Consider the following 14,936-nt stretch of genomic DNA (forward strand, 5'->3'; position numbering starts at 1 on the left):
CTGAATCGGCGTGATACGTTAACGCCAAGCCGATCCCGGCAGCGGAACGAGAATTTCATTTTCCATCCGCGTCAGGAAAGATGCCACCTTCGGTGGCCATGTTCCTGTTGCAACCGCAGCTGAACGGACTTCAGCACGCTGGTTCAGATCTGCATACGGCCACAAATGGGCAAACCGTGGGGCACCTTCAAGCGAAACAAGCGTGCATGTCAGAGGTGAAAGCCCTGTCCGCGCCGGTGCGGCAGCCAGAAAACGCTCTTCCAAATCGGCCATGCCGTCAGGCGTAGCCTCATAGCAGCGCCATTCATAGACACCACCATAAGTTCCCGGGTCGGCCACAGGTGTGATCACACGCCAGGATGTCACTTCGACCCGAACCAGATGCTCATGCGGCAGAGACGCCAGTATTTCCGGACGCCCTTCCAGCAATTCGGCATAAGTCTCTGCGGTCCGGAACAATGTGATCCGGTTGAGCCGACCAATTTCCGTCACCCATGCTCCAGCCCCTTCAAGGCCAGAGAGCGCAGAAACAACCTGCGGGACATGTCCGACCTGAACATCCAGAAAGACAGTTTCTGCGTAACTCATTGCATGGTCTCCAGGTCAGGACTTCGTCTGTTCAGCGACGAAATTCTCCAGCCAGTGAATGGTGTAGTCACCCTTCTGGAAAGACGGATCAGCAAGGATCTTCCGATGCAGTGGGATAACCGTCTGCACACCATCAACCACACATTCGTCCAGCGCGCGCTGCATGCGGGCGATGGCTTCCTGACGGGTCGGAGCATGAACAATCAGCTTGGCAATCATGCTGTCGTAGTACGGCGGGATGCGATAGCCAGCGTAAAGAGCGCTGTCCATTCGCACACCCAGACCACCCGGAGCATGGAACACATTGACCGTGCCAGGGCTCGGCGCAAAGGTTGCCGGGTTCTCGGCGTTAATGCGGCACTCGATAGCGTGGCCGGACATCTTGATGTCCTTCTGCGTGTAGCCAAGCTTTTCACCAGCTGCGATCCGAATCTGCTCACGCACCAGATCGACGCTGCACACCATTTCCGTTACCGGATGCTCCACCTGAAGGCGGGTGTTCATCTCGATAAAGCAGAACTGGCCGTCCTGATACAGGAACTCGAGCGTACCAGCATTCCGGTAGCCCATACGCGCCAGAGCCTCGGTCGAGGTGCGACCGATTTCTTCACGTTCGGCATCTGTCAGAGCCGGGGAACCGGCCTCTTCAAGCAGCTTTTGGTGACGACGCTGGAGGGAGCAGTCACGCTCGCCGAAATGCACCACATTGCCATGGGCATCGCCAAGGATCTGAAGCTCGATATGACGCGGACGATTGAGATACTTTTCAAGATAAACTTCGTCGTTCCCGAAGGCCGCGCGCGCTTCGGTACGTGCGACGGTCCAGGCTTCCTCAATCTCGTCAGCCGTCTTGGCAACCTTCATGCCACGACCACCACCGCCAGCCGCGGCCTTGATCAGCACAGGATAGCCCACGCGTTCAGCCACTTCACGAGCCGACTGCAGATCTGGCAACGCACCGTCAGATCCCGGAACCAATGGAACGCCCAGCTCACGCATGGTCGTCTTGGCCGTGATCTTGTCACCCATCATGCGGATGTGCTGCGCCGTCGGGCCGATGAAGGCCAGACCATGCTCTTCCACCGTCTCGGCGAACTCGGCATTCTCGGAAAGGAAGCCGTAGCCGGGGTGAATCGCTTCCGCACCGGTGATCGTGGCCGCCGAGAGAATGGCGGCGACATTCAGGTAGGAATCACGAGAGCTTGGCGGCCCAATGCAGACGGCTTCGTCCGCCAGACGCACATGCATGGCATCGGCGTCTGCCGTGGAGTGGACCGCTACGGTTTTGATGCCCATCTCGCGGCAGGCGCGCTGAATACGCAGCGCGATCTCACCACGGTTGGCAATAAGGATCTTGGAAAACATTACTCGATGATCGCCAGTGGCTCACCAAATTCAACAGGCTGGCCGGACTCGACGAGGAACTTCGTCAGCGTACCGGCGCGAGGCGCCTTGATCTGGTTGAAGGTTTTCATGGCTTCGATCAGCATGATCGTCTGGCCGGCAGCAACTGGCTGACCTTCCTGCGCGAATGGCGGGGAAGACGGATCGGGGGTCAGATAAGCTACACCCACCATCGGGCTGGGCACAGCGCCCGGATGCTTGGCCGGATCAGCCGGAGCGGCAGCAGCGACCGGAGCAGCAGCAGCGACAGGCGCAGCGGCAACGGCCGGAGCGGCGGCCTGGACCACGTTGACGTTGCGTGCCACGCGGATGCGGCTGTCCGCTTCGGAGATCTCGATTTCGGTCAGGCCGGTTTCGGTCAGAATATCGGCCAATGCCCGAATGGCATCCTTGTCCACGAGCATACGGCTCATCCTTCGTCTTCGATCATGTCGGTTATTGCCTGAAGCGCATGCGCGTATCCCCTGACGCCGAGGCCGCAGATCACACCGATGGCGGCCTGCGAGACGTAGGTATGATGCCGGAATGGCTCCCTGCGGTGAATATTCGAGATGTGAACCTCAACGATTGGCAGCTCAACGGCAAGAAGCGCATCGAGCAAAGCAATCGAGGTATGTCCATAAGCAGCAGGATTGATCACGATTCCATCAGCGCGGCCGCGACATTCCTGCACCCAGGACACAAGTTCTCCCTCCCCGTTCGTCTGGCGGAAATCAATGGCAACATCCAGGCGTTCGGCAGCCTGAATGCACACCTGCTCAACATCGTCGAGCGTAGCGTGGCCATAGATCCCGGGTTGACGAAGACCCAGCATATTGAGGTTCGGGCCGTTCAGTACGGCAATGAGAGGACGTTTCATCTGGCCGCGCGATAGCACTTTCGGAGCCGTCATGAAAGCGTCATCGCCCTATTCCTGCCGTCTTCGGGGGGTTCAAAGGAGGACAGGGCATCGGTTTTGTGCTACCAGGCATTGTTCGAGCCCGCTTTCGTCAACTGGAGAAGATACCAGTCTAGTGCATTTTGTCCTGTCTGCCCTACGTCCGTCTTTACGTCTGGTTCCTCTGCGCGGCATGACATTTGCTGTCGCCCTTGCAGGAATGAGCGGTGCCTCTGTCGCCTATGCGGCCGACGAGTCTCCGGATGGTTCAGCGGGGACAGTCAGAACTAGCTGGGCAGACTCGGTAAGAACTGCGCTTGCAAACCGTGCGCACAAAGCAGCGTCCTGGACGCAGCACGGCATGGCAAGCTGGTATGGCCGCCATTTCCATGGCCGCCGGACCAGTAGCGGTGAGATTTTCAATACCAATGACATGACAGCGGCTCACCCCTCGCTGCCAATCGGCACGAAGCTGCTCGTGACGTCTCAGGACACAGGCCGGTCAGTCATCGTTACAGTGAACGATCGTGGCCCTTTCAACAGCCGGATCATTGATCTGTCCCATGCTGCTGCCGAACGTATCGGCATGCTGCACAGCGGCACGGCGCATGTGACGATTGCTCAGGTCGCTGATCATCCGTCGACAGATATGACAGCCCCGAACGCTGCAAGCGAAGTGGCTGAAGCCGATTCGGCTGATACGAGCGAAGAAGCCATTCAGGCTGCTTCTTCCCAAACCTCGTCCAAGAAAAGAACCCGCCAGCACTAACTGGCGGGGTAATCATTTGTTCTGACGCTGTCAGGGCGAATGCTCTGCAGCAACGGCCTCCGCGACCAATGGGTCTGGTTGGGGCAATCCGGAAATCCGTGGCTGCGCTCCACGCGCGCGCTCTTCAAGTCCGGCATTCAGCTCCGCGCCGAACAGCACGACATACGCACTCACGAAAAACCACATCATGATCGCGGCGACAGCACCCAAGGGTCCGTACGTTGCGCCATAGCTCGCAAAATGCGCGACATACCATGAGAAGCCCAGAGACAGGATCACCCACAGAACTGTAGCGACCGCAGAACCGGGCACAATCCAGCGCCATTTCGCGGCATCGCGGCACGGTGCAAAACGATACAGCATCGTGACTGCCACGAAGACAAACAGCAGCATCAGAAGCGGCGCAAGCGTGTGAACAACTAACGGCGCTCCGTAGGAAACCAACAGATCAAACGGTGGCGGCGGTTTCCGGAAACCCAGAATACGGGGCAGATAATCTACAAGCGCCGGCGCTGCGACCATGAGAGCCAACGTAAGGGCTGCACCAAACACCGCCGTAAACGTCGTCGCCAGTGCTGTCGCCTGGAAGCGCAGAAAGCCGCGGGTTTCGGTCGTATTATAAGCCATATTCAGAGCCGAAAGAATCGACTTTGTGCTGGCGGACGCTGACCATAGCGCCACAGACAGGGAGAAAATCAGGCCTATCGTCAGGGATGTATGAGGCTGGGAGACCAGCTCATGAATCCGGTTTCCAATAAGCGAATAGGCAGTTGGCGGCAGAAGATGACGCAGAACTTCGAGCTGCGGCTCCACGGTCTGGAGATCGAAGGCCAGCCCGTAAAGCGAGATCAGACTGGAGATGGCCGGGAAGAGCGACAATGTTGCGTAGAACGCACATCCGGCAGCGGAAAGCGACGTCTGGGATGAGCCCACCTCTGAGAAGACCTGACGAAATACGATCTTCCAGCCAGCCTTTGGCATATTAAGTGGAGATGCTGCCCCTGTTCCCGGCGCATCCGGACCAAGCTTGCGCGCCTGACGGATATCCTCCTCGTCCGGGTCGGGCGTCAGTTGCCTGACACGCTCCATATCATTCTGGATTGTTTTCCGGTCAGGGTCCGAAGGTGCGTCCGGCGCGGGGCCGGAAGCTGACGCAGAATCGGGAAATAAGCTCACGCAGGGGTCCTCGGCAGTTCCTGTTTATGGGCAGAATGCAAGGTGAACTGCTCTTCAGACTCAAGATCAGCTCAGCCCTGCTATTACGCAGAAATAGCCTTCTACGTTCCGAATTTGCCCTGATTTCACGGCCATCATTATTTCCTAAATGCAAATAATGCAAAAATACCCCTTGCAAGGATGAGGCTTTGGTTTCATACGCCCCGTCACGCAGCAACGCACGTGCCACTGGCCCTCTCGAGGTTACGCAACGACGTCAAGCGTTCTGGCCTTCCGGGTCCCGTTCTTTTGGGTCCCCGCTATTCGCTGGTCCGTTCGACCGTTTCGCAACACACTCGCAGGGTGTCATTCTTCCCTGACGAGTCCGGTTCTGGGAATGAGTGTCATGACTCCCAAAATCACCCGTTTTCTTGCCGAGCAACAGCCGGCAACCCCTTGCCTCGTCGTTGATCTCGATGTTGTAGAAAACAACTATCGTGCTCTTCATGACGCGCTGCCGTCGGGCAAGATTTACTATGCCATCAAGGCCAATCCGGCCCCGGCTATTCTGAAGCGCCTGGTCGCTCTCGGCTCCTCTTTCGACGCCGCTTCCCTGGAAGAAATTCGGATGTGCCTTGATGCAGGTGCAACGGCGGACCGCATCTCCTACGGCAATACGCTGAAGAAGGTCGGTGCCATTCGCGAGGCCCGCGCGATGGGCATTGATCTCTTCGTGCTGGACAGCATGGAAGAGCTTGAAAAAATTGCGGCCAATGCACCTGGCGCACGCGTTTTCTGCCGTCTGGCTGTCGAAAACGAAGGTGCTGACTGGCCCCTCTCCCGCAAGTTCGGCACGACAATCGCCCACGCGCGCGATCTCATGCGACGTGCGAAAGAGCTTGGCCTGCACCCTTACGGTCTGTCCTTCCATGTAGGCAGCCAGCAGACCGGCATCGCCGCCTATCAGCACGCCATCGCCAAAGCCGCAACGCTGTATCATGAACTGCGTGCGGAAGGGCTCGATCTTCAGATGATCAATCTGGGCGGTGGTTTTCCAACGCATTACCGGGAAAACATTCCGTCCGTGCAGGATTTCGGCACGGCTATCCGCGCAGCATTGGCCGAGCACTTTCCGGACGGTGAGCCAGAAGTCCTGCTTGAGCCCGGCCGGTACATGGTTGGTCAGGCTGGTCTGGTCTCCAGTGAGGTTATTCTGGTCAGCCGTCGGGGTGGTGCCGAGAAGGATCCACGCTGGGTCTATCTGGATATCGGCCGCTTTGGCGGCCTGGCGGAGACGGAAGGTGAAGCCATTCGCTACACATTCCGTACACCTCATGATGAGACGGACAGCACGCGCTCTCCCTGCGTCGTGGCAGGCCCAAGCTGTGACGGTGTGGACATTCTTTACGAAAAGAACCGCATCCCGCTGCCGAACAGCCTGAAGTCCGGTGACCGGATCGAAATTCTGGCGACTGGCGCCTATGTCTCAACGTATTGCTCCGTCGGTTTCAATGGCTTCCCGCCGCTGACTGAGCACTACATCTGAAAAATTCTGCTCCGAGAGATCTGGCTTTGCCATCTCTCGGAAAGACGCACGATCTATAAATGAGACTTGTGTCTGGCTATGTCGTTAACCACCTTGGTGGAAACACATTCGCAGGGACAGACACATGAAACTCAGTGCACGCAATCAGCTCAAAGGCCGGATCACCCAGATTGTGAAGGGTGCAACGACCTCTCACATCACACTCGACGTCAATGGCACGATCATCACGAGTGCCATTACGAATGAGGCGGTGGATGAGCTGGATCTGTCAGTCGGCAAAGACGCCTATGCCGTTATCAAAGCATCCAGCGTAATGGTCGGGGTAGACTGAACCCTTACTCTCTGAACATCGACCAGACCTGACCCTGCCCCCAGAAGGCGTTCAAAATTTCCTCAAGGGTCAGGTCGAATCCTATCCATGCGATCCAGCTAAAACTGAGTATTCCCAGACTTAGAAGGAGCAGCGAAACTGCTGCTGTTTCGAGTTCTTTGGGCGCAGAAGAATAGTCTCTCATTTCTGAATCTGCCCACTTAGTGAAGCGTCCTGCCTGCCCACGAGGGAGGAACGTCACGGGGCCAGAGAACACGCATGTCCGCGGGGTGAATCTTTTTCCAGCGTGCAAGAGATGACAGTGCGCCAGCCCCAGCCGTTTTTCTTTCATGGCGCGGAAGCCAGTGACCAATACCCGCCATACAGTCCGAGATCAGCGCAAGTGCCGTCACGATGTACCCCTGCATCAGCCGCTCGGGAAACAGATCCGCCAGCAGGGCAAAGACCTCTTTCTGCCCCTCGTTCTGAACAGTCTGAATTCCCTGAAGGAAACGCTCTTCCATAGCGCTCAAGCCCTGCGATCCTGGCGGATTGATATCGAGGGCCGGCGCCCCCGCTTCCTTCAGATGCTGGCTGGCATCCTCAAACGCACGCTCTGCCGCATCCAGAACCGGCCGGAAAGATGCAGGAAACATTCCGTCCGTCGTGCGTGTCTCGTGGCAGTAAGGAAGTCGGTAGCGACTGACCAGACACCGGATACTCCAGAGCGCAAGACGCTCGCAGCAGCACAGGTCAGACAGGAAAAGTGGCGTCCGTGTCATGATCAATCTCCGAATCAGCAGAACCGGAGACACCTTAATTGAGAATGATTTGCAATATCAATCTAAAAATAGAGTTTGAACCGCTCATTCCACAAGGGACATGACGGTCTGTCGTTCCCAAAAAGTGGACCGCAAAACTCTGTATTTTCTGGGAGGTGACCCGGCGACCTTTGATAAACCGTCGCCGGGCAGACGTTTAATGCTGATGCCCGCAGGAGCCGTGATCATGGTGATGATGCCCATGATCGTGCGCATTATCACTGGCACGAGGGGCGGTCTGACAGTGATGGCAGGCGACCCATTCGGCGTCTCCGTCCAGATAATGCTCTTTCTTCCAGACCGGAACGCGATGCTTGATCTCGTCAATGATGTATCGGCAGGCCCGGAAAGCGGCATCACGATGCGGCGCGGACACACCGATCCAGACAGCAACGTCCCCCACCCGAAGCGTTCCCATGCGATGCATCGCAACAGCATGGCTGATGTCGAAACGGGCCAGAGCCTCCTCGATAATCCGCTCCCCTTCTTTTACGGCGAGGGGGGCGTAAGCCTCATATTCCAGCCCATCCACCGGGCGGCCCTCATTGCTGTTACGGACCCACCCCTCGAAGGTGCAGAACCCCCCGGCTTCCGCCAGATGCAGCCCGTCCCGCAGACCATTCAGATCAACGGGCGCATCCGCCATCAGAAAGCGCGTCATCCGCCCGTCACCGGCGGAATGAACACAACATGGTCTCCGTTTTTCAAGGGCTGTGTCCATGGCGCAAAATCTCCATTCAGGGCTACCCGGAGACGCGAAGCCTCAAACGGGAAACCATATTTTTCCTTAAGCTGCTCATAGAGCGGCCCGACAGTCCCGAAAGTGGTTTCCACCGTTTCAACCTTCTGTCCTGCCAACTCTCTCATCTGAGCAAAATATTCCACATCAAGGCGGATCATCTGGCCTCCCAGTCGCCGGGATACGCTTTCACGTTCCTCGGGGGTGTTAATGTTATCCAGTGCGCCCGTTGTTCTTGGAGACAGAAGCAGGGTATCGCTATTGATCAGGAGTTTCCGAGGACATTTCCGACCCTCTTCAACCTGTCGGGCCAAGGCTTCCAACGCCGCAGGTTCCCAGATGGCACACAGCGGTTCCGGCAAACCGTCATGCTCACTTCGATAGGCTACCGCCACATGCTGATCATCCCGCACGCCAATCAGCGTTTCCAGCGTGACGCGATCCAGCAGTGGCAGATCACAGGCCAGCACAAGCCATGCCGCATCGGGATACGCCTGATGGGCAGACAGAAGCCCGGCGGCTGGACCGTCCACATCGACGGCATCAACGATCTGAGGGAACCCCGCACGCAGAGGCTCGTCTTTCTGAGCCTCTCGAACAGAGACAAAGCACTGCTCGACCATCGGGGACACTGCATCGAAAGCATTCCGAAGCTGCGGCTCACCATGATAGGTCAGCGCAGCCTTGTCCTGCCCCATACGGGAACTGAGGCCGCCAGCAAGAACCAGCCCATAAAGCGGGCTCATGCTTCGATCCGCTGGAAGTCCCGCTTCCCGCCTGCCTTCCCCATGAGCCGGACGTCCCGGATGACCATGTCGTGGGACAATGCCTTGCACATATCATAGATCGTGAGCGCAGCGACAGAAGCTCCCGTCAGGGCTTCCATCTCAACGCCTGTCTTACCCTGGCAGGAGACCCTGCAATCAATGACGGCTTCATCTCCCTCCATTGTAATCTCAACGCGACACCCATTGAGGGACAAGGGATGACAAAGCGGGATCAGCTGGGACGTCGCTTTCACGCCCATCACGCCTGCAATCTGTGCAACAGTCAGAACCGCGCCCTTCTTCGTCATGAACCCGGCATCGCTCAGGGTTTTCGCCACGTCAGCAGGGAACAGAACCCGAGCCTGTGCATGGGCCGCACGCTCCGTGACGTCCTTGCCACTGACATCCACCATCCGAGGATCTTCTCCACGTTCGTTGACATGGGTGAGCGTTTTCATCTGTCCCGGCCTCCCGATCTAACCGCCAATATAATTCATTTCGATCCGGTGTGATGCCGGATTGGTCTTACCTGCGACACGCTCTTCACTATATCTGTCCGTCCTCGCTTGCCACACGGACGCAAGCCGATCACGCAGGGCATCGTCATCTGCATCACTTCGCAGAAGACCACGCAGATCCGTGCCTTCAGATGCAAACAGGCATGTATAGATCTGCCCATCTGAGGACAGCCGGGCCCGGGAACAATCACCGCAGAACGGTGCCGTAACCGACGAAATAAACCCGACTTCACCGCCGCCATCCTGATACCAATATCGACGGGCAACCTCTCCCTGATACTGAGGCCCAAGGGGCTCAAGCGGCCAACGTGCATTCAGCCGGGCAACAAGATCACGGGATGGAACGACTTCTTTCAGCTCCCAGTGATTACGCGTCCCCACATCCATATATTCGATAAACCGCACGATGATGCCGGTATGACGAAACCGGGCAGCAAGATCCTCTACCCCGATATCATTCACACCACGCTGCACGACGGTATTCACTTTCACACCACCGGGAAATGAGAGTGCATTCGCCGCCTCAATAGCTGTCAGCACAGGTTCAAGCTGCGCACGCCCCCCGCTCATACGGGAAAAGATCGCAGGGTCCAGGCTATCAAGACTCACCGTAACCCGACCCAGACCAGCATCTTTGAGGGCCATGGCATGACGATCCAGCAAAACGCCATTCGTCGTCAGAGCCACATCTTCAACGCCCGGAATATCGACAAGCCGACGAACCAAAGAAGGCAGCTCAGGCCGAAGAAGAGGTTCTCCCCCCGTTAAGCGCAACTTGGTCACACCCAGCGAAACGGCCGCCCGAGCTACCCGGACGATCTCGTCAAAGCTCAGCCTTTCCTTGGGTTGCAAAAAGCGGAAATGCTCATGATATGTCGCTTCCGGCATGCAGTACGGACACCTGAAATTACACCGGTCCATGACTGAAATCCGGAGGTCATGCAGGGGCCGCTGGAAACGATCCCGAACAGAAGATGTGACTGAGCTACCAGCCATGAAAAACAGCGTGTGACCCGACGGGAGCGGCGTCTTCACCTGGTGCCAGTTCTACAAAACCGTCTGTCGCAGCCAGGAAGCTGAAATCGCCTGAAGTCGGCATCGGATACGGTGTCGCCAGCGCACGCCCGGAGCCATCACGCGTCACACGGACTGGAAGATAACGGGTCAGCGTTGAGACCCGGGCTGCATCCGCTGCAAGTTCCACGGAGTACGTTTCGGGCCGCTTTAAACCCTGAGCTGCCAGAAGCATGGGAATAACATAGCGCGTGGCACAGCACGTCGCTGAAACCGGATTACCGGGCAGTCCAAAAACACGCTGTCCTTCTGGACCAACACCGAACCAGAGCGGCTTGCCGGGACGTTGCGCCACCTTGTGAAAAACGCGCTCCACACCAAGCTTCATCAATGCTTTTGGTACATGATCGAACTGCCCCATGGAAACGCCTCCGCTGAGCACAAGAACATCGTGTCTGGAGAGCTGTTTTTCCAGCGCCAGCATCGTCTCGGCGAGATCGTCCGGAACGACTGACCGTTCGATACGGGTAAAGCCCCGTGAAACCAGTGCTCCCGTCAGCGCATATTCATTCGAACGACGGATTTCCCAATCCCGCACCGGCCCACCAACTTCGACCAGTTCATCGCCCGTCGCGACGATCCCGATCGACGGAACGCGAGACACCTCAACAGTCGCGTGCCCATTCCCGGCCAGAACAGCCAGCGCAGGTCCATTCAGACGCAGGCCCGAGCCGAGCAGTTCATGCCCCATAGAACAGTCCGATCCCTGGCGATGAACGAACTGGCCTTTTTCGGGCGCGTAGCCGTCCTCAAACCGAATATGCTTTCCATCCCGAAGCAACCGTTCAACGGGAACAACAGTATCGGCCCCCAGAGGCAACACCGCCCCCGTCATGACCTCCAGGCAGGCATTCCCTTCCGGAAGCGCCTGTCCCGGCACGCCTGCGCGCTGGATGCCCTGACATCCCAGAACCGGCCCGGCTCCATACCTGTAGGCAATACCATCCATCATGACACGATCATAAGGAGGCTGAGCACGTTCGGCGCAGATGGTCTGCCGGAGAATGCGACCTGACGCCTCAGCCAGCGGAACCTGCTCGGTTCCAAAATGGCCAGCATATCCCAGGACCAGACCCATGGCCTGTGCGACACTCAGGAGTTCAGCCAATTTCCGTTCCTCTGATTATCCGTGCCGGAGGTCATCCCGGAGTTATCCCTGCCGATATAGACCTGCTACGCCAAGGATCAACACCCGAACGTGAAAGGCTATGTCATAATCGCATTTGGGATTAGTCTTATGGGCCCGTAAAGGAAAGGATATTTCATGATGGGGCCGGACAGGCTTGCACCCCTTCCCCAATGGCCGGAATACGGCCTGAGTGATGATCTCCTTCCCACACTGGAAGCATGGCTGGCACAGGGCAAGCAGGCGGCTCTTGCCACCCTTGTGTCTATTACGGGATCTTCACCACGGTCGCTTGGTAGTGAAATGGCCATCTCCAGCACTGGAGATGTTCAGGGTTATGTTTCTGGCGGATGTGTTGAAGCCGCGGTCGCAGCAGAAGCGCTGCAATGCCTGAAAGATCGCCGCCCTCGCCTTCTGGATTACGGTGCTGGCAGTCCCGTTCTGGACATCCAGCTCACCTGCGGCGGCCGGATCAGCATTTTTGTTCGGCCTATTGCGGATCTTGCTGCCCATGTTGCTGCATTACGGAAAGCCCGCGAGGCGCGTCACGCACTCGCCCTCGTCACGGACCTTCAGACAGGCGCAATGGAGTTCACACACAATTTGCCCTTACCTGAAGATGAAAAGACGTTCGTAAGGCGCTATCCCCCTCCCCTCAGAATTGTCGTAGCTGGCGGAGACCCAGTTACGCTCGCACTTCTAAAACTGGCCCCACAGTTCAACGTCGAGACATTTCTGCTTCGCCCGCTTGGACCGACCCTCCCTCCCAGCATGGTGGCTCAAGACCATTATGATCGCAGACGTCTGGAAGAGTGTCTTGATGAGCTCCCTCTTGATGAGTGGACAGCCGTGTACACACTGACTCATGACGCCCATACCGATCTGGAAATTGCCTCCAAAGCCCTGAAGTCCGACGCCTTCTGTGTTGGAATTCTCGGAAGCCGCCGCAAGATAGCCAGCCGCCTTTCAGCCCTGAAGGCTTCAGGAATTGACGCTACCGAGCTTAAAAAACTTCATTTACCAGCCGGGATGGATATCAATGCCCGCAACCCGATGGAAATAGCGCTTTCCATTCTGTCTCAGGTCACGGCACATCGGCCTGCATAATGCCTCATAATGCCGTTCTTCTGGCCGCAGGTGGCAGCAGCCGACTTGGGCAACCCAAACAACTGCTCCTGCGGCAGGGTATTCCACTTGTGCGGCATATCGCGGACCTGCTGCTCCAGACACAGCCCGACAGGCTGATCATAGTCACTGGCGGAAACGCTGAGACCGTTGAAGCAGTCCTCGCTGGCCTCCCTGTAGAAATCTGCCGCAATCCAGACTGGGAAACCGGTCTGGCCAGTTCTCTTCAATACGCGGCACAAGCCTTGAAAGGCAGCCCTCATCCCGTTCTGATTGCAGGAACGGATCAGCCGCGCCTGACTCTTACACGCCTGATGCAATTAATGGAAAACAGCGCGGAGCAGAATATCGTCTCGCAATATCGCCCGGACGCACAGGGCATTCCCGTGCGCCTTACGACGGAGACATTGGCAAGAGCATCCGAACTTCAAGGAGACAAGGGTTTCCGGAGCCTCTGGAAAAGCAACCCACCTTTGAAAATCGAGGCTCCAGAACTGCTGGAAGACCTAGACACGCCCGAGCAACTGGCAGAAGCGATCAGCGCAGGCTGGATAGACCAGCTCACCTGATCGATCGCACACCACATCAGCTCCGTGCGTAAACATCCTCGATACGCACGATATCGTCTTCGCCAAGATACGGGCCGGACTGGACCTCGATCAGCGTCAACGGAATTTTGCCGGGGTTCTCCAAGCGATGAACACATCCCAACGGCAGATAGACGCTCTCGTTCTCACGCACCAGCACAAGGTCTTCATCGCGCGTGACGAGCGCGGTACCACCGACCACGACCCAATGTTCCGCCCGATGGAAATGCTTCTGAAGCGAGAGCTTTGCCCCCGGTTCCACAACAATGCGTTTGACCTGAAAGCGATCTGCCTGAATGAGGCTCTCATAGAAGCCCCACGGGCGATAACATCGGTTATGAGCTGTCGCTTCCTTGCGGCCCGCCAGCGTCAGACGGGACACCATGTGCTTGATGTCCTGTGCCCGGTCCCGATGCGAGACCATGACCGCATCCGGCGTGACAACCACGATCAAGTTATCAACACCCGTTACAGTCGCCACAATCCCGTCAGAGCGGACGTAACAGTTCTTCGCGCCATCCAGGAACACGTCACCAATCGCGGCATTCCCGTCCTCATCCTTGGCACTCAGATCCCACAGCGCATCCCAGCTTCCAATGTCAGACCACCCAAAACTGCCTGGTACAACAGCCGCCAGTTCAGTCCGCTCGGCAATCGCGTAATCAACCGAAATGTCCGGTGCAGCAGCAAAGCTTTTTTCTTCAAGCCGCTCGAAATCCATATCCGTATGGCGATTACGAACAGACTGGCCAACGGTCTCGTGGATGCGCGGCTCATACCGCTCCGTTTCCTGAAGGAAGACGCTGGCCTTCACAACAAACATGCCAGAGTTCCAGAGATACTTCTCGGAATTGTAGAGCGTTAGTGCCTTGGCCGCATCCGGCTTTTCGATAAAGCGGGAGACGTCATAGACGCCGTGAACACCATTCAGTTCAGCGCCGACTTCTATATAGCCATAGCCGGTTTCAGGCCGGGTCGGCCTCATGCCGAACGTGACAATCCGTCCAGCATCTGCCGCTTCAATCGCACGACCAAGAGCACCACGAAGAGCCTCTTCATCCGTGATGGCCGCATCTGCCGCCATGATCCAGAGGATGGCGTCCGGGTCCTGCTCCGCAACCATAAAAGCCGCAGCGGCAATGGCGGGCGCGGAGTTCCGTCCGACTGGCTCCAGAACGATGTGGCTTTTCTGTATCCCGGCATCCCGCAGCTGCTCAGCCACAATAAAACGATGCTCTGAATTACAGACGACAATCGGGTCTGAGAAACCAGCGACCTGACCACGAAGCGCCGTCTCCTGAATCAGGGTCCTGTCATTCAAGAGAGGCCAGAACTGCTTGGGATAGCTCTTGCGCGAGACAGGCCAGAGACGGCTTCCTGATCCACCTGACAGGATTACCGGGACGACATGCTGAACCATGGAGCAGATATTCTTTCCACCGCGTGAAAGGCAGCCATGAATGTGGCAAAGCCATATCGGGGTATAGTTTCACAAAACACCGGCAGAAGTGCCAGTTCAAGCCTGGGAAA

Annotated in this window: 17 protein-coding genes; 5 read left to right on the forward strand and 12 right to left on the reverse strand. The window is 57.3% G+C overall.

The annotated features are described in order from the left end of the window. Window positions 1-18: 18 nt before the first annotated feature. From GFR01_RS13845 to aroQ, 4 genes are read right to left on the reverse strand one after another with little or no spacing between them, the layout of a single operon-like run. Window positions 19-588, reverse strand: coding sequence for an NIPSNAP family protein (locus GFR01_RS13845; RefSeq protein WP_063905234.1), 570 nt, complete (start codon window positions 586-588; stop codon window positions 19-21). Window positions 589-603: 15 nt separating this feature from the next. Then, window positions 604-1,953 (reverse strand): acetyl-CoA carboxylase biotin carboxylase subunit, encoded by a 1,350-nt coding sequence (gene accC, locus GFR01_RS13850; RefSeq protein ID WP_099182913.1) that lies wholly within the window; start codon window positions 1,951-1,953, stop codon window positions 604-606. Then, on the reverse strand, window positions 1,953-2,405 hold the full coding sequence (locus tag GFR01_RS13855) for an acetyl-CoA carboxylase biotin carboxyl carrier protein (RefSeq protein ID WP_063905232.1): 453 nt from the start codon (window positions 2,403-2,405) through the stop codon (window positions 1,953-1,955). Before GFR01_RS13855 ends, accC begins: the two co-directional genes overlap by 1 nt. Then, window positions 2,402-2,851 carry a type II 3-dehydroquinate dehydratase gene (gene aroQ / locus GFR01_RS13860; protein WP_023943307.1) on the reverse strand — a complete coding sequence of 150 codons (450 nt, stop codon included), beginning with the start codon at window positions 2,849-2,851 and terminating at the stop codon, window positions 2,402-2,404. Before aroQ ends, GFR01_RS13855 begins: the two co-directional genes overlap by 4 nt. Window positions 2,852-3,005: 154 nt before the next feature. Between aroQ and GFR01_RS13865 the strand changes: the two genes are divergently transcribed. Then, on the forward strand, window positions 3,006-3,638 hold the full coding sequence (locus tag GFR01_RS13865) for a septal ring lytic transglycosylase RlpA family protein (RefSeq protein ID WP_063905229.1): 633 nt from the start codon (window positions 3,006-3,008) through the stop codon (window positions 3,636-3,638). Window positions 3,639-3,668: 30 nt separating this feature from the next. Here the strand turns inward: GFR01_RS13865 and GFR01_RS13870 are convergent, their stop codons facing one another. Continuing rightward, entirely contained in the window at window positions 3,669-4,814 is a 1,146-nt protein-coding gene (locus GFR01_RS13870; protein ID WP_063905228.1) for a YihY/virulence factor BrkB family protein, read from the reverse strand. A gap of 385 nt (window positions 4,815-5,199) precedes the next feature. Here GFR01_RS13870 and GFR01_RS13875 point away from each other — a divergent pair, with 385 nt between their 5' ends. Together GFR01_RS13875 and GFR01_RS13880 are read left to right on the forward strand one after the other, a co-directional pair. Further along, window positions 5,200-6,339 (forward strand): type III PLP-dependent enzyme, encoded by a 1,140-nt coding sequence (locus GFR01_RS13875; protein WP_063905419.1) that lies wholly within the window; start codon window positions 5,200-5,202, stop codon window positions 6,337-6,339. Window positions 6,340-6,463: 124 nt separating this feature from the next. Continuing rightward, complete coding sequence (locus GFR01_RS13880) at window positions 6,464-6,670, forward strand: TOBE domain-containing protein (RefSeq protein WP_063905226.1); 207 nt, start codon at window positions 6,464-6,466, stop codon at window positions 6,668-6,670. 200 nt (window positions 6,671-6,870) lie between these two features. Here the strand turns inward: GFR01_RS13880 and GFR01_RS13890 are convergent, their stop codons facing one another. From GFR01_RS13890 to GFR01_RS13915, 6 genes are all read right to left on the reverse strand, one after another. Then, entirely contained in the window at window positions 6,871-7,431 is a 561-nt protein-coding gene (locus tag GFR01_RS13890) for a hypothetical protein (RefSeq protein WP_174694719.1), read from the reverse strand. Between the two features lie 196 nt (window positions 7,432-7,627). Further along, complete coding sequence (locus GFR01_RS13895; protein ID WP_099182916.1) at window positions 7,628-8,131, reverse strand: molybdenum cofactor biosynthesis protein MoaE; 504 nt, start codon at window positions 8,129-8,131, stop codon at window positions 7,628-7,630. Then, the gene (locus GFR01_RS13900) at window positions 8,128-8,955 is read right to left on the reverse strand and encodes an NTP transferase domain-containing protein (protein ID WP_099182917.1); all 828 of its coding nucleotides are present in this window, start codon (window positions 8,953-8,955) and stop codon (window positions 8,128-8,130) included. The genes GFR01_RS13895 and GFR01_RS13900 overlap by 4 nt, the downstream gene beginning before the upstream one ends. Beyond that, the gene (gene moaC / locus GFR01_RS13905) at window positions 8,952-9,434 is read right to left on the reverse strand and encodes a cyclic pyranopterin monophosphate synthase MoaC (RefSeq protein ID WP_063905220.1); all 483 of its coding nucleotides are present in this window, start codon (window positions 9,432-9,434) and stop codon (window positions 8,952-8,954) included. The genes GFR01_RS13900 and moaC overlap by 4 nt, the downstream gene beginning before the upstream one ends. Window positions 9,435-9,452: 18 nt before the next feature. Beyond that, window positions 9,453-10,490, reverse strand: coding sequence for a GTP 3',8-cyclase MoaA (gene moaA / locus GFR01_RS13910; RefSeq protein ID WP_099182918.1), 1,038 nt, complete (start codon window positions 10,488-10,490; stop codon window positions 9,453-9,455). After that, window positions 10,480-11,676, reverse strand: a complete 1,197-nt coding sequence (locus GFR01_RS13915; RefSeq protein WP_244902301.1) for a molybdopterin molybdotransferase MoeA — start codon at window positions 11,674-11,676, stop codon at window positions 10,480-10,482. Before GFR01_RS13915 ends, moaA begins: the two co-directional genes overlap by 11 nt. Before the next feature lie 156 nt (window positions 11,677-11,832). On the opposite strand from GFR01_RS13915, the gene GFR01_RS13920 reads away from it, so the two are divergent. Next, window positions 11,833-12,801, forward strand: coding sequence for an XdhC family protein (locus GFR01_RS13920; RefSeq protein WP_099182919.1), 969 nt, complete (start codon window positions 11,833-11,835; stop codon window positions 12,799-12,801). Further along, a complete protein-coding gene (locus GFR01_RS13925) occupies window positions 12,801-13,388 on the forward strand; it encodes a nucleotidyltransferase family protein (RefSeq protein ID WP_099182920.1) in 588 nt (195 codons plus the stop codon). The genes GFR01_RS13920 and GFR01_RS13925 overlap by 1 nt, the downstream gene beginning before the upstream one ends. 16 nt (window positions 13,389-13,404) lie before the next feature. Here the strand turns inward: GFR01_RS13925 and GFR01_RS13930 are convergent, their stop codons facing one another. After that, a complete protein-coding gene (locus GFR01_RS13930) occupies window positions 13,405-14,826 on the reverse strand; it encodes a mannose-1-phosphate guanylyltransferase/mannose-6-phosphate isomerase (RefSeq protein WP_099182921.1) in 1,422 nt (473 codons plus the stop codon). Window positions 14,827-14,936: the final 110 nt, after the last annotated feature.

Source organism: Gluconobacter frateurii, assembly GCF_002723955.1.
GTDB classification, from domain to species: domain Bacteria; phylum Pseudomonadota; class Alphaproteobacteria; order Acetobacterales; family Acetobacteraceae; genus Gluconobacter; species Gluconobacter frateurii.